General features: G+C 71.1%; 12 protein-coding genes. 11 read left to right on the top strand and 1 reads right to left on the bottom strand.

Going from position 1 to position 13,755, the window contains the following annotated elements:
- The first annotated feature begins 8 nt into the window (after nt 1-8).
- The 3 genes from ACH4DZ_RS30980 to ACH4DZ_RS30970 all read left to right on the top strand — a co-directional run bounded on the left by ACH4DZ_RS30980 (nt 9) and on the right by ACH4DZ_RS30970 (nt 2,969).
- Nucleotides 9-953 (top strand): carbohydrate ABC transporter permease, encoded by a 945-nt coding sequence (locus tag ACH4DZ_RS30980; RefSeq protein WP_398290708.1) that lies wholly within the window; start codon nt 9-11, stop codon nt 951-953.
- 101 nt (nt 954-1,054) lie between these two features.
- Nucleotides 1,055-2,509, top strand: coding sequence for a GH1 family beta-glucosidase (locus ACH4DZ_RS30975; RefSeq protein WP_398290707.1), 1,455 nt, complete (start codon nt 1,055-1,057; stop codon nt 2,507-2,509).
- A gap of 214 nt (nt 2,510-2,723) precedes the next feature.
- Nucleotides 2,724-2,969 carry a DUF5133 domain-containing protein gene (locus ACH4DZ_RS30970; RefSeq protein WP_398290706.1) on the top strand — a complete coding sequence of 82 codons (246 nt, stop codon included), beginning with the start codon at nt 2,724-2,726 and terminating at the stop codon, nt 2,967-2,969.
- A gap of 218 nt (nt 2,970-3,187) precedes the next feature.
- Here the strand turns inward: ACH4DZ_RS30970 and ACH4DZ_RS30965 are convergent, their stop codons facing one another.
- Nucleotides 3,188-4,105: a LysR family transcriptional regulator gene (locus ACH4DZ_RS30965; protein ID WP_398290705.1), complete on the bottom strand. Its 918-nt coding sequence runs from the start codon at nt 4,103-4,105 to the stop codon at nt 3,188-3,190.
- Nucleotides 4,106-4,194: 89 nt separating this feature from the next.
- Between ACH4DZ_RS30965 and hisD the strand changes: the two genes are divergently transcribed.
- The 8 genes from hisD (at nt 4,195) to ACH4DZ_RS30925 (ending at nt 13,706) form a co-directional block, all read left to right on the top strand.
- On the top strand, nt 4,195-5,514 hold the full coding sequence (hisD, locus tag ACH4DZ_RS30960; RefSeq protein ID WP_398290704.1) for a histidinol dehydrogenase: 1,320 nt from the start codon (nt 4,195-4,197) through the stop codon (nt 5,512-5,514).
- A gap of 59 nt (nt 5,515-5,573) precedes the next feature.
- Nucleotides 5,574-6,971: an ABC transporter substrate-binding protein gene (locus ACH4DZ_RS30955; RefSeq protein WP_398290703.1), complete on the top strand. Its 1,398-nt coding sequence runs from the start codon at nt 5,574-5,576 to the stop codon at nt 6,969-6,971.
- Complete coding sequence (locus ACH4DZ_RS30950; RefSeq protein ID WP_398290702.1) at nt 6,968-7,975, top strand: carbohydrate ABC transporter permease; 1,008 nt, start codon at nt 6,968-6,970, stop codon at nt 7,973-7,975. The genes ACH4DZ_RS30955 and ACH4DZ_RS30950 overlap by 4 nt, the downstream gene beginning before the upstream one ends.
- Entirely contained in the window at nt 7,972-8,772 is an 801-nt protein-coding gene (locus tag ACH4DZ_RS30945; RefSeq protein ID WP_398290701.1) for a carbohydrate ABC transporter permease, read from the top strand. Before ACH4DZ_RS30950 ends, ACH4DZ_RS30945 begins: the two co-directional genes overlap by 4 nt.
- Nucleotides 8,769-9,671: a nitrilase-related carbon-nitrogen hydrolase gene (locus tag ACH4DZ_RS30940; RefSeq protein ID WP_398290700.1), complete on the top strand. Its 903-nt coding sequence runs from the start codon at nt 8,769-8,771 to the stop codon at nt 9,669-9,671. The genes ACH4DZ_RS30945 and ACH4DZ_RS30940 overlap by 4 nt, the downstream gene beginning before the upstream one ends.
- A complete protein-coding gene (locus tag ACH4DZ_RS30935) occupies nt 9,668-11,434 on the top strand; it encodes an alpha-amylase family glycosyl hydrolase (protein WP_398290699.1) in 1,767 nt (588 codons plus the stop codon). The genes ACH4DZ_RS30940 and ACH4DZ_RS30935 overlap by 4 nt, the downstream gene beginning before the upstream one ends.
- Nucleotides 11,435-11,444: 10 nt before the next feature.
- Nucleotides 11,445-12,389 (top strand): RNA polymerase sigma-70 factor, encoded by a 945-nt coding sequence (locus ACH4DZ_RS30930; RefSeq protein ID WP_398290698.1) that lies wholly within the window; start codon nt 11,445-11,447, stop codon nt 12,387-12,389.
- Between the two features lie 114 nt (nt 12,390-12,503).
- Entirely contained in the window at nt 12,504-13,706 is a 1,203-nt protein-coding gene (locus ACH4DZ_RS30925) for an NAD(P)/FAD-dependent oxidoreductase (protein WP_398290697.1), read from the top strand.
- The last annotated feature ends 49 nt before the right edge of the window (nt 13,707-13,755 follow it).

Below are 13,755 nucleotides of genomic sequence, written 5' to 3'. Positions count from 1 at the left end.
AGATCCCCATGACCACAGACAGCATCCCGGTCGAGACGGCGGACGCACGCCCCGGGACCGTACAGAAGAAGACACGGAAGAACGCCCCGACCGGCGGCCGGAGCCGGCAGCTGTTCCGGCACCCGGGGGCCGGACGTCAGCACCACGCGGGCCCCGTCGCCTACATCCTGCTGGCGATCGCGGCGCTCTTCTCCCTCTTCCCGCTCTACTGGACGATGGTGGCGGCCTCGACCGACAACACGCGCGTCACCCAGACGCCCCCGCCGTTCCTGCCGGGACCCCACCTGCTGGAGAACCTCGGCAAGGCCTGGCAGGACGCCGCGCTGGGCAAGGCCATGCTCAACAGCATGATCGTGGCCGGTGTGATCGCCCTGTCGACGGTCCTGTTCGCCACCCTCGCCGGTTTCGCGTTCGCCAAACTCCGCTTCAAGGGCCGCAACATCCTGCTGATGCTCGTGATCGGCACGATGATGGTGCCGCCCCAACTCGGCGTCGTACCACTGTTCATGATGATGACCGAGCTGGGCTGGGGCCAGCAGTTGCCCGCCGTCATCTTCCCCACGCTCGTCAGTGCCGTCGGGGTGTTCTTCATGCGGCAGTACCTGAGCGAGGCGCTGCCCGACGAACTCGTGGAGGCCGGGCGGGTGGACGGCGCGCACTCCCTGCGCATCTTCTGGAGCATCGTGCTGCCGATCGCCCGGGCTCCCATGGCCGTCCTGTTCATGATCACGTTCGTGCACGCCTGGAACGACTTCTTCTGGCCGTTCATCGTGCTCGACATGTCGAATCCGACGGTGCCGGTCGCCCTCACCCAGCTGAGCGCGGGGTACGTGCGCGACCAGTCGCTGATCATGGCGGGCGCCCTGCTCGGCACGCTGCCCCTGCTCGTCATGTTCATCGTCTTCGGCCGTCAGATCGTCGGCGGGATCATGCAGGGCGCGGTCAAGGGATGACCGACCCGCCGTCCCCCTCGTGCCGCGGCCCGCCGGCTCCCGCCACCCCGTACCACCCCACCTCGCCCCTCCCGTCCCGCAGCACATCTGGAAGGACTCACGTGACCACCGTTACCCGACGTGTCGCGCCCACCCCGGAAAACTCCACCACCGTCCGGTTCCCGCAGAATTTCACCTGGGGCACGGCGACCGCCGCCTACCAGATCGAGGGCGCCGCCACCGCGGACGGACGCACCCCCTCGATCTGGGACACCTACTCGCACACGCCCGGCAGGGTCCGCAACGGCGACACCGGTGACGTGGCCACCGACCACTACCACCGCTGGCGCGAGGACGTCGAGATCATGGCCGACCTCGGGGTGAGCGCCTACCGGTTCTCCCTGTCGTGGTCGCGGGTGCAGCCCACCGGCCGCGGCCCGGCCGTCCAGAAGGGCCTCGACTTCTACCGCGCCCTGACCGACGCCCTGCTGGAGAAGGGCATCGAACCGGTCGTCACCCTCTACCACTGGGACCTGCCGCAGGAACTGGAGGACGCGGGCGGCTGGCCCGAGCGCGTCACCGCCGACCGGTTCGCCGACTACGCGACCCTGGCGGCCCGTGCGCTGGGGGACCGGGTGAAGACCTGGACCACCCTCAACGAACCCTGGTGCAGCGCCTTCCTCGGCTACGGCTCCGGAGTGCACGCCCCCGGACGCACTGACCCGGTCGCGGCCCTGCGCGCGGCGCACCACCTGAACCTCGCCCACGGCAAGGCCGTTCAGGCACTGCGGGCCGAACTGCCGTCCTACGCGCGAGCCTCCATCACGCTCAACATCCACCATGTCCGGGCGCTGACCGAGGCCGCCGAGGACGTGGACGCGGCCCGCCGGATCGACGCGCTGGCCAACCGTGTCTTCACGGGCCCGCAACTGGAGGGCCGGTACCCGCAGGACCTCCTCCAGGACACGGCCGGCCTCACCGACTGGTCCTTCGTACAGGACGGTGACCTCGCCGCGATCCACCAGCCGCTGGACTTCCTGGGCGTCAACTACTACACGCCCACCGTCGTCTCCGCCGCCACGGGTGAGGCCAGCCACGGCTCCGACGGGCACGGGCAGAGCGAGCACAGCCCCTGGCCGGGGGCCGAGGTCGCCTTCCACCGCCCGGAGGGCAGCACCACCGCGATGGGCTGGGCGGTCGACCCCAGCGGCCTGTACGACCTGCTGCTGCGCCTCAAGGCGGACTTTCCCGCCATGCCCTTGATGATCACGGAGAACGGGGCGGCCTTCGACGACTACGTGAACCCGGCGGGCGAGGTGGTCGACCCCGAGCGCATCGCCTACCTCCGCGGCCATCTGTCCGCGGTGCACCGGGCGATCAAGGACGGCGTCGACGTGCGGGGCTACTTCCTGTGGTCCCTGCTGGACAACTTCGAGTGGGGCTACGGCTACAGCAAGCGCTTCGGCGCCGTCTACGTCGACTATCCGACCGGCAGGCGCATCCCCAAGGCCAGCGCGCGGTGGTACGCCGGTGTGGCGCGCACGGGCACCTTGCCGGGCGAAGGAGGCGAGCACTGAGCCGGTCCGCCTCGACGCGCGCGCCCGGGCGCGGAGCCGTGTGGTGGATGTGGGGCATGTGCAGGTATGGACCCGCCACGACGGGGCACCAGGGGGTGTACCCGACACCGTGAGCGGTGTCGCCCAGTGACAAAGACGCCACTGAGGAAGTCCGGGTTCTCGCGGTGGCATCTGCCCACGTGCGAGCTGTGCTGTGTGTGGGAGAGGAATCACCATGATGGTGCCGGCGGAGAAGGAACTGCGTACGGTCCTGGCCCAGTTCGCCGAGGTGCGGATCGAGCACGACGTGCGCCCCACCGGCCGTACCAGCCGCGCTCTGGAGGACGTCACCTACACGCTGTGCGTCATGACCGCCTCGCGCACCGCCGAGGAGGCGCTGCGTACGGCCGACCTGCTGATCGAGAAGTACCGCGCCACCCGGGAGGGCGCGGCGCAGGAGGACGAGACGCTGGCCGCGTAAGGGCCGAGGCCGCCCGGCGACGGCGGCTCCGCCGACGCGGGGACACAGTCGGCCTCCTCCGCCGGGGTCCCCGCGGCGGCCCGGAGCCCCATGGCACGGTGACCTCGCGGGGGCGCACACCGGGCCGACCGGAGCAAGGGACAGCGCACCGCCGCGCGCACCCGATACGCAACACCCCTGCCCCGTGGGCGCGGTCGATGTCCAGGCCGCTGTCCAGGTCAGTGCTCCAGCAGCATGCGGCGGGCCAGGCGGGCGAGCTCCCGGGTGGCGGGTGACAGGACCGCTCCCTGCCGCCGTACCACGGCGATGGTGTCGTACAGCGGCTCGGCGAAACCGACGGTGTGCAGGTTCTCCGGGAACGTCCGGCTGCCCGCGACCGCCCGGGACACGATGGTGTCTCCCGCGCCCCGGGCGACCAGGTGCAACGCGGAGTCGACCTGCTCGACCTCGACCACCGGGGACAGGGTGACACCCTCCACCTGGGCGCGCTCGGCCAGCTGGCGCCGCGTGGGATCGCGCCAGCCGTAGTGGGCGTCGTACAGGATCAGCGGCGCCTCCGCGAGGTCGGTCATGGTCACGGGCCGGGCGGTGCGCTCCGGGTCCGCCGAGGCGTAGACGACCTCGTCCCGCATGAGAGGCGTGATGTCGAGGCCCTCGGCGTCGATGGGGAGGACGACCAGACCGGCCTCCAGATCGCCCGCGGTGACGGCCTCGGCGACCTCCACCGAGTTCAGGCCCACGATCCGCAGCCGTACCCGGGGATGCCGGGCGTGGAACGTCTCCAGCAGGTCCGACAGGAGGTAGTAGTCGGCGTTGCGCAGCAGACCGAAGGTGGCCACTCCGCCGTCGAGCGAGGTCAGGGAGCGCAGTGCCCGGTCGGCGCCCTCGGCCGCCTCCGCCGCCTGCTCGGCGTAGGGCAGCAGCTCCTCGCCCGCCGCGGTCAGGACGAGCCGGCGCGCCCCGCGGGTGAACAGCGGCACCCGGTAGTGGTCCTCCATGCGTTTGATCAGTTCCGAGACCGAGGGCTGTGTCGTGCGCAGCTCGGCCGCGGCGGCGGAGAACGTGCCCAGCCGGGTGGCGGCCAGGAAGGCGCGCAGCTGGTTGAGGGTGATCGCCGGAGTGGACGAAGGAGGCATGCCGCCCACTCTGCCATAGGGTCGCCCTATGGGTTGGCGAGGACAATTCGAGGTTGTCCCGGGGCAAACCGTCCTTCAGGCTCAGCAGTATGAAATTGAGCTCCCGCTTCACCGCTGCCTTCGCCGACCGGTTCACCCTGCTCAAGGCTCCAGCGGTCGACGCTCCGCCCGCCCAGCGCGACCCCGAGGTGATCGAGACGGTCAGCCGCATGCTGTCCGACATCGAGCGCGACGGCCTCGACGCCGTCCGTCGTTACGCACGCACCCTCGACGGCCAGCCCGACGGCGCGATCGAGCTGGACGCGACGGAGATATCCCGCAGCGGCGACCGCCTGCCGAAGGATCTGCGGGCGGCGATCGAGCTCGGCGCGGAGCGCACCCAGCGCTTCGCCGCCCTCCAGCGCGACCACCTCGCGGACTTCGAGGAGGAGATCGCCCCCGGCCTGGTGGTCGGCCAGCGGTACGTACCGGTCTCCGCCGTCGGGGCCTACCTCCCCGCCGGCCGCTTCCCGCTCACCGCCAGCGCCTTCATGACCGTGGGCGTGGCCAAGGTCGCGGGCGTACCCACGGTGGTCGGATGCACCCCGCCCCAGCCGGACGGACGCGCCAACGACGCCGTCACCTACGCCGCCCACCTCTCCGGCATCGACCACCTCTTCGTCGTCGGCGGAGTCCAGGCACTCGCGGCCATGGCCTTCGGGCTGCTGGGCCGCCCGCCCGTCGACATGCTCGTCGGCGCCGGGAACGCCTATGTGGCCGAGGCCAAGCGCCAGCTGTTCGGCACGGTCGCCATCGACCTCCTCGCGGGGCCCTCCGAGGTCGCCGTCATCGCCGACGGCACGGCCGACGCCGAAGCCGTCGCGGCGGACCTGCTCGGCCAGGCGGAGCACGGCCCCAACTCACCGGCCGCCCTGGTCACGACCTCCGAGAAGCTCGGCCGCGACGTGCTCGCCGCCGTCGAGCGCCAGCTGCCCACCCTGTCCACCCGGGACATCTGCGGACCCGCCTGGCACGACTTCGGCTCCGTGATCCTCGTGGACAGCAAGGAGGACGCGGTCGCGGTCATGGACGAACTCGCCCCGGAGCACCTGGAGGTGCACACGGCCGAGGACGACTGGTACCACGACACGCTGCGCAACTACGGCTCCCTGTTCCTCGGCCACTGGAGCACGGTCGCGTACTCGGACAAGGGGATGGCCGGCACGAACCACACCCTCCCGACCGCCGGCGGTGCCAAGCACAGTGCCGGTCTCTCCGTCTCCCGCTACCTGAAGCCGCTCACGTACCAGCGCATCACCCGTGAGGCCACGCCGTCGCTCGCCGAAGCGGTGGAGGTCATCTCCGCCAGCGAGGGCATGACCGCCCACCAGGCCACGGCCACCCTCCGCCTGCGTTCCTACGCGGGCTGACCCTCTCCCACACAGGTCCACACGGGTCTGCACAGGCCCACACAGGAACGGTGCACCGGATGAAATCCGTACGTCGTGAGGTACGTCGTCACGTACTCCGTGAGAGAGCGGGCGGGACAGCGGGCGCGCCCCGTCGCGCCTGGGGTACGGCCGCGGCCGTCGCGCTCGCCGCGGTCCTCGCCTGCGCCGGGTGCAGTGCGCCCGGCGCGGGGAAGTCCGCCACCGCCGGGACGCAGTCCTTCATCACCGAGCCCGTCACCACCGGGCAGGTCGCCGCCCTCGGTGACGTCACCCTGCGGATGTGGGCGGACCAGGCGGAGAAGCCGCTGATGAAGTCGGTCGTCCCGGCCTTCGAGAAGAAGTACCCGAACGTCACCGTCGACATCACCTACAAGAGCTTCGACGACCTCGTCGCCACCGTCGTCAACGCCGCCTCCGGCAGCACCCCGCCCGACCTGTTCCAGGGCAACATCGGCTACGCCGTCGACGGCGCCCTGGTCAAGGCCAAGCTGGTACGCCCCCTCGACGACGTGGCAGCGACCTACGGCTGGCTCACGGGCACCGGTGCGAGCACCCTGGCACCGGCCCGCTGGAACAGCGCGGGCACCGCGTTCGGCGACGGGAACCTCTACGGGATGTCCCCGATCAGCGAGGTGCAGGGCATCTACTACAACAAGGCCCTGCTTAAATCCCTTGACCTGGAACCGCCGCAGTCCCTGAGCGACCTGGAGAAGGACCTGCCGGTCGTCGAGAAGGCCGGCAAGCAGCCCGTCATGCTGGGCAACAGCGACCAGTACGCCGCCACCCACATCTTCTCCGACCTCGCGGTCACCGAGCAGAGCCCCGCCTCCATCAGCGACTGGATCGGCGGCAAGGCGGGCACGACCTTCGCCACCTCCGGCAACGAGAAGGCGGCCGACACCATGGCCGACTGGGCGAAGAAGGGCTACTTCGGCTCCGGCTACGACGGCCTCAGCAACGAGGACGCCATCGCCCGGTTCGCCAAGGGCTCGGGCGCCTTCTTCGTCGGCGGCTCCTGGAACGGCGCCAAGCTCGACCCCGAGAAGTTCGGCTTCGGCGCGCTCACCACCGGCGGCGCCGGAGCCACCGCCTCGCCGTGGCACATCGCCGCCTCTTCCAAGGTCACCCCCGCCGCCGTCGCCTTCCTCGCGGCCCTGCACACCCCCGAAGCCGGTCAGGAGATCCTCGACACCGGCCGCCTGCCCGTCGTCACCGACGGCGTCAAGGGCGCGAACAGCCTGCAGAGCCAGACCCTCGACGTGCTGAAACGCACGATCGCCGCGGGCACCCAGGTCGGCTACTACGACTGGAGCGCCACCGACATGCTCTCCGTGATGGGCGGCAAGCTCCAGGAGGTCATGGCAGGCCGCACGAGCAGCGCCGCCTTCACCAAGGCCGTCCAGGACTCCTGGCAGAAGGCGAGGGAGTCCAAGTGAGCACCGTCGCCCCCGCGCGGGAACGCGACACCGCGCCCCCGCCGACCGGCATACGCCGGATCAGCCGACCGCGCCGCCACCTGACCTCCCTCTCCTGGTCCTCGCTGCTGTACGTGGCACCGGCCCTGGCCTTCTTCGCCGTCTTCGTCCTGTACCCCATCGGCATCTCGGTCTGGTACTCGTTCTACGCGTACGACGGCCTGACGGAGGGCACGCCGGTCGGCCTCGGCAACTACACGGCCGTGTTCACCGACCCGGACCTGCGCGCGGCCCTGCTGCACTCACTGGTCCTGCTGTTCTTCTACGCCGCCCTGCCGGTGGCCGTCGGCCTGCTCCTCGCCGGAGCCATGTCCCGTATCCGGGTGTACGGCCTGACGCTGTTCCGGGCGCTGCTCTTCGTGCCGCAGATCCTCTCCAGCGTCGTCGTCGCCGTCGCCTGGCGGAACCTCCTCGCCGAGGACGGCCCGGTCAACGCATTGCTGCGGGCCGTGGGCCTGGGTCGCTTCACGACGAGCTGGCTGGGGAACTTCGACACCGCGCTGCCCTCGATCGGCGTGGTCGGCACCTGGGTCGAGTACGGCCTGTGCATGGTGCTCTTCCTCAGCGGCATCGTCGCCATCGACCGGTCGACCTACGAGGCGGCCCGGCTGGACGGCGCCGGAGCGGTACGGGAGTTCTTCTCCATCACCCTGCCCGCCCTGCGCCCGCAGATCTCGATCGCGCTGATCCTCACGGTCACCTTCGCCCTGCGCAACTTCGACCTCATCTGGAACACCACCCGCGGCGGACCCGGCACCTCGACGACCGTCCCGAGCCTGTACGTCTACCAGGACGCGTTCCAGAACCGCATGCTCGGCCGCGCATCCGCCCTGGCCATCGTCCTCACCGTGGTCATCCTCGCCGTCGTGGTCGCCGTACAGCTCCTCCTGCGGGAACGCGACGGCACCGGTCGCGGCCCCCTACGACGCGGTCCCGCCCGGCCGGCCAGGAAGGTGCAGCCATGAGGATCGCCCGTACCGAGAGCGTCACCACGCACGCCCTGCTCGTCCTCGCGTCCGTCGTCGCCGTCTTCCCGCTGGTGTCGATCGTGGTCTCCTCCTTCGACGGCTCCTCCGGCGGACTGTCCCTGTCCAGCTACTCGGCGGCCTGGACCCAGGGCCGCTTCGGCTCCGCCCTGCTGTCGAGCGCGCTGGTGTCCGTCACCGTCGTCGTGGTCACCGTGATCCTCGCGAGCCTGGCGGGCTACGCGCTGGCCACCATGCGCGTCCCCGGCGGCAAGGTCATCCTGGGCCTTCTCCTGCTCGGCCTCGTCCTCCCGTACGAGGTCACCGTGCTGCCCCTCTACGAACTGCTCGCGGGCTGGAACCTCATCGACACCTACTGGGCGCTGATCCTTCCGCAGATCGCCCTGTCGGTCCCGCTCGGGGTGCTCTGGATGCGTACGTTCTTCGCCTCGGTCCCGCAGGAACTGCTCGAAGCGGCGCGCATCGACGGCACCAGCAGGTTCCAGACCCTGCGACTGGTGGTGCTGCCCATCGCCGGGCCCGCCCTCACGACCCTGGGCACGGTGCTCTTCCTGTTCACCTGGAACGAGTTCCTGCTGGCCCTCATCCTCGTCCCCGACAACGCGGCCGTGCAGACCGTTCCGCTGGCGCTGTCCTTCTTCTCCGGGGCCGCCCGCTCCAGCGACCCCGCGGTCACCGCCGCTGCCGCCGTCCTCGTAGCCCTTCCGGTGCTGCTGGCGTACACGGTCCTGCAGCGGCGTCTGATCAGCGGCCTCACGGAAGGAGCGGTGAAATGACCGGCAGCCGTTCGTCGTCCGCGCAGACCGGGGTGACCCGTGTCGTGTGCGAGCAGCTGGCGCCACGGGTCGGCGATCTGATCCACAACAAGGGGCTGGCCCTGGACGCCGTCCGGCGTGCCCTCGCCGACGGGGCCGACATCGTCGTGCTGCCCGAACTGGTCACCTCCGGTTACGTCTTCGAGACCGCCGAGGAGGCCCGGACCACGGCGATCACCGTCGAGGACCCCTTCTTCTCCGACCTGAGCGCGGTGCTCGCCGGTTCGCAGAGTGTCGTCGTCCTGGGCTTTTGCCAGGCCGCGGACGACACGCTGTACAACAGTGCCGCCGTGGTCGACGCGAGCGGTGTGCGGGCCGTCTACCGCAAGACACACCTGTGGGACAGGGAGACGCTGTTCTTCACGCCCGGTGACCGGACGCCTCCGGTGGTCGACACGGCACACGGCCGCATCGGTGTACTGATCTGCTACGACCTGGAGTTCGCGGAGATGCCCCGTCGGCTCGCCCTCGCCGGCGCCGACCTGATAGCCGTTCCGACCAACTGGCCGCTCGTCGGGCATCCGGCGGGCCAGTATCCGGCGGAGATCATCCAGGCCCAGTCCGCAGCACGCGCCAACGGTGTCTTCATCGCGTGCGCGGACCGCAGCGGCGTCGAGCGCGGGCAGCAGTGGACGCAGGGCACGGCGGTCATCGACCAGTTCGGCTGGCTCACCTCCGCCGCCACCGGTCCCACCACTTCGAGCGCTCCGAGCGCTCCGAGTGCTTCGAGCGCCTCGGACCAGCGGGCCGTGGCCGACCTCTTCCTCCACCTGTCCCGCGACAAGGCGATCTCCCCGCACAACGACCTGCTCGGCGACCGCCGGCCCGACATCTACGCACAGGAGACCCCGCTGCTATGACCACAGCAGACTCCACTCCCGCAGCCGCCCAGGCCGGCCCGCTGTCCGGCGCGGCCGACGACGACTGGTGGCGGACCGCCGTCATCTACCAGATCTACCCGCGCTCGTTCGCCGACGGCGACGGCGACGGTACCGGTGACCTGCCGGGCATCACCGGACGGCTCGACCACCTGGCGGACCTCGGTGTCGACGCCCTGTGGCTGTCCCCCTTCTACCCCTCGCCGCAGCGCGACGGCGGCTACGACGTGGCCGACTACCGCGCGGTGGACCCGCGGTACGGCACACTCGCCGACTTCGACGAACTCCTGGCACGCGCCCATGAGCTGGGCATCCGAGTCATCGTCGACCTCGTGCCCAATCACTGCTCCTCGGAGCACATCGCGTTCCGTGCCGCGCTGGCCGCCGCCCCCGGCAGCGAAGAGCGGGCCCTGTTCCACTTCCGCGACGGCCGCGGACCGGACGGCTCCCTGCCGCCCAACGACTGGACGTCGATGTTCGAAGGCGCCGCCTGGACCAGGGTCACCGAGGCCGACGGAAATCCGGGGCAGTGGTATCTGCATCTGTTCGACCCCTCCCAGCCCGACTGGAACTGGGACAACCCCGCGGTGCGGGAGGACTTCGAGCGGACGCTCCGGTTCTGGCTCGACCGCGAGGTCGACGGCTTCCGCGTCGACGTGTGCGACGCCCTCGTGAAGGCTCCCGGTCTGCCCGACTGGCCCCGGCCGACCCACGGGGTGATCGAGCCCGTCGACGGCGTGATGCCTCCGATGTGGGACCAGGAGGGCATCCACGAGATCTTCCGGAACTGGCGCCGGCTGCTGGACACCTACGACGGCCGGCGCATCCTGTGCGCCGAGGCATGGCTGCCACCGGAGCGCGCCGCGCGGATCATCCGCGCCGACGAGATGCACCAGGCCTTCAACTTCCGCTTCCTGGAAACGCCCTGGCAGGCGGCCCCGCTGCGGGACGTCATCACCGAGTCGCTGACGGCCAACGACGCCGTCGGCGCGCCGACCACCTGGGTGCTGTCCAACCACGACGTGATGCGGCACGCGAGCCGCTTCGGGTACGACGGACAGGTCGAGCTGGAACACGGCGTGGGCGCCGACGACCCGCAGCCCGACCGCCCGCTGGGACTGCGCCGGGCGCGAGCGGCCACCGCGCTCATGCTGGCACTGCCCGGATCCGCCTATCTGTACCAGGGCGAGGAACTGGGCCTGCCCGAGGCGACCGACCTGCCGGACGAGGCACGCCAGGACCCGGTGTGGGAACGGTCCGGACACCGCATCCGGGGACGCGACGGCTGCCGGGTGCCCCTGCCGTGGACCGAGGAGGGGCCTGCCTTCGGTTTCGGCACCGGCACCGGCTCCGACACCTGGCTGCCCCAGCCGCCCGACTACGGTCCGTACGCCGTGGCCGCACAGCGCGGCCGTCCGGGGTCGACGCTGGAGCTGTACCGCACCCTGCTGGACCTGCGCCGCCGGTACCGGCTGGGGGAGGGGACCCTCAAGTGGGTGACCCCTCCCGACGACGCCCCGCACCCCGGAAGAGACGACGCCCCGCGCCCCGGAAACGACGACGTCCTGCACCTCGCCAACGGCTCCGTCGAAGTCGTCGCCAACCTCGGCGCGCAGCCCGTCCCGCTGCCTCCCGCGGCGCGTGTCCTGGCCGCCTCCGAGCCGGTGACGGCCCATGTGCCCCCGGATGCCACGGTCTGGTTCACCACGGGGGAGGCCGGCACCGCGCAGGAGCAAGCCGGTTAGGATCCGGGTCATGCCGCTGACCGTGGAAGACGTGGACCGGTTCGAGACGCTGAGGCCTCGTCTGGAGGCCATCGCCTACCGCCTCCTGGGCTCGGCGAGCGAGGCCGAGGACGTCGTACAGGAGACGTTCCTGCGGTGGCAGGCCGCCGACACCGGGCGTATCGAGGTCCTGGAGGCCTGGTTGACGAAGGTGCTCACCAACCTGTGCCTCAACCAGCTCACCTCGGCCCGCGCACGGCGTGAACGGTACGTCGGGCAGTGGCTTCCCGAGCCGCTGCTCGACGGGGACCCGATGCTCGGCCCCGCGGGCACCGCCGAGCAGCGCGAGTCGCTCTCGTACGCGGTCCTGACCCTCATGGAGCGGCTGTCTCCCAACGAGCGGGCCGTGTACGTGCTGCGGGAGGCCTTCGACTACCCGCACCGGGAGATCGCCGAGATCCTCGGCGTCACCGAGGCGGCCTGCCAGCAGATCTTCCACCGGGCCAAGCGGCACATCACCGACGGCAGGGCCCGTGCCGAGATCGACGGGGCCGCCGCGCGGCGGATCGTCGAGGAGTTCCTGTCGGCCGCCACCACGGGGAAGACCGAGCCCCTCGTGCGGCTGCTCACCGCCGACGCCGTGTCGATCGGCGACGGCGGCGGGAAGATCCCGGCCCGGACCACACCGGTTGCGGGCGCCCTCGCGGTCGCGAAGTTCATGCGGGGTCTGTTCAAGCCGGCGCCGGCCAAGCGCGCTCTGCTCGGCGGGTCGGCCGGGATACACCTGACGACCGCCAACGGCGGCCTCGCCGTCGTCGCCGTCGTCGAGGGAAGGGTCGTCGGCGTCACGTGCCTGGAGGTCACCGCCGAGGGCATCGCCGCGTTCCGCAGCCAGGCCAACCCCGACAAGCTGGAACGCGCGGCCGAGGTGTGGGCGGCGGCCGACCACGGGGAACCGCTGTTCAACGCCTTCTGACGCCGGTGTGAGCTGCTTCACAGGTGTTCCTGTCAGGAATCGGCGTGCTGTCCGGTTCAAGGGCCGTAACCGCGCTCGACACGGGCCGGACCCGCCCAGACAGGAGTCACCGTCATGCAGCATCGCATCGTCGTTCTCGGCGCCGGATACACCGGAGCCATCGCGGCCGGCCGCCTCGCCAGGCGGCTGCACCGTGACGAGGTCGCCATCACCCTCGTCAACGCCGAGCCCGACTTCGTCGAACGGGTCCGGATGCACCAGCTCGCGGTCGGCCAGGACCTCACCCCGCGCCCCTTGAGCGAGATGTTCGAGGGCACCGGCGTCGAGCTGAGGATCGCCGAGGTGACCGGGGTCGATGCCGACCGCAAGACGGTCACGGTCGCCGATGCGCACGGCGGACGCCCCGAACAACTGCCGTACGACACCCTCGTGTACGCCCTCGGCAGCGGCTGGAACGACCAGGGCGTCGCCGGTACCGCCGAGCACGCCCACGAGATCGCGAGCAGGCCCGGAGCACTCCGGCTGCGCGAGCGGCTGGCCGGCCTGGAGGCCGGCCGGCCCGTGGTCGTCGTCGGCGCCGGTCTCACCGGTGTGGAGGCCTCGACGGAGCTGGCCGAGGCCCGCCCGGATCTCTCAGTCGCCCTCGTCGCCCGCGGCGGCCTCGGTGACTGGCTCTCGGACAAGGGCCGCGAGCACCTGCGCAAGGTCGTCGGCAACCTCGGCATCACCGTGCACGAGAACGCCGCCGTGACCGGAGTCGAGGCCGACCGGGTCACGACCGCGGACGGGGCGGCCGTCCCCGCCGCGGTCACCGTGTGGACGACCGGCTTCGCGGTCCACCCGATCGCGCGGGCCACCACCCTGGAGACCACCGGCACCGGCCAGATCGTGGTCGACAGCACGATGCGCTCGCTCTCGCACCCGGACGTGTACGTCGTCGGCGACGCGGCCATGGCGATGGGACCCGGCGACAAGCCGCTGCGGATGTCGTGCGCCTCCGGCACCCCCGCCGCGTGGCAGGCCGCCGACGCCATCGCGGCACGCCTGACCGGCGGAAAGCTCCCGAACGCGTCGGTGCGCTACTACAACCAGTGCATCTCGCTGGGCCGCAAGGAGGGCCTGATCCAGTACGTCACCGCCGACGACCGAGCCGTCGACGCGACCCTGACCGGCCGACTGGCCGCCCTCTACAAGGAGTTGGTCTGCAAGGGCGCCGTCTGGGGCGTGGCCAACCCGACCCTCGGCCTGCCCGGCCGGCGCCGCCACCTGGTGGGGGAGGCGGACCGGGCGGGAGCGGACGTCAAGGCGGTGGCCTGAGGCGTACGGCACCGGTTCTCGCGATTCGCCAGGTGTCCAGGAGCCATGG

This window comes from Streptomyces sp. NPDC017991 (genome assembly GCF_044328075.1).
Lineage (GTDB): Bacteria > Actinomycetota > Actinomycetes > Streptomycetales > Streptomycetaceae > Streptomyces.
This window is presented reverse-complemented; position numbering and strand designations above follow the sequence as displayed.

Coding starts and splice junctions, on each gene's coding strand:
- ACH4DZ_RS30940 (WP_398290700.1), top strand. CDS start 8,769: ATGACCGGCAGCCGTTCGTCGTCCGCGCAGACCGGGGTGACCCGTGTC.
- hisD (WP_398290704.1), top strand. CDS start 4,195: ATGAAATTGAGCTCCCGCTTCACCGCTGCCTTCGCCGACCGGTTCACC.
- ACH4DZ_RS30970 (WP_398290706.1), top strand. CDS start 2,724: ATGATGGTGCCGGCGGAGAAGGAACTGCGTACGGTCCTGGCCCAGTTC.
- ACH4DZ_RS30965 (WP_398290705.1), bottom strand. CDS start 4,105: ATGCCTCCTTCGTCCACTCCGGCGATCACCCTCAACCAGCTGCGCGCC.
- ACH4DZ_RS30955 (WP_398290703.1), top strand. CDS start 5,574: ATGAAATCCGTACGTCGTGAGGTACGTCGTCACGTACTCCGTGAGAGA.
- ACH4DZ_RS30925 (WP_398290697.1), top strand. CDS start 12,504: ATGCAGCATCGCATCGTCGTTCTCGGCGCCGGATACACCGGAGCCATC.
- ACH4DZ_RS30930 (WP_398290698.1), top strand. CDS start 11,445: ATGCCGCTGACCGTGGAAGACGTGGACCGGTTCGAGACGCTGAGGCCT.
- ACH4DZ_RS30945 (WP_398290701.1), top strand. CDS start 7,972: ATGAGGATCGCCCGTACCGAGAGCGTCACCACGCACGCCCTGCTCGTC.
- ACH4DZ_RS30980 (WP_398290708.1), top strand. CDS start 9: ATGACCACAGACAGCATCCCGGTCGAGACGGCGGACGCACGCCCCGGG.
- ACH4DZ_RS30935 (WP_398290699.1), top strand. CDS start 9,668: ATGACCACAGCAGACTCCACTCCCGCAGCCGCCCAGGCCGGCCCGCTG.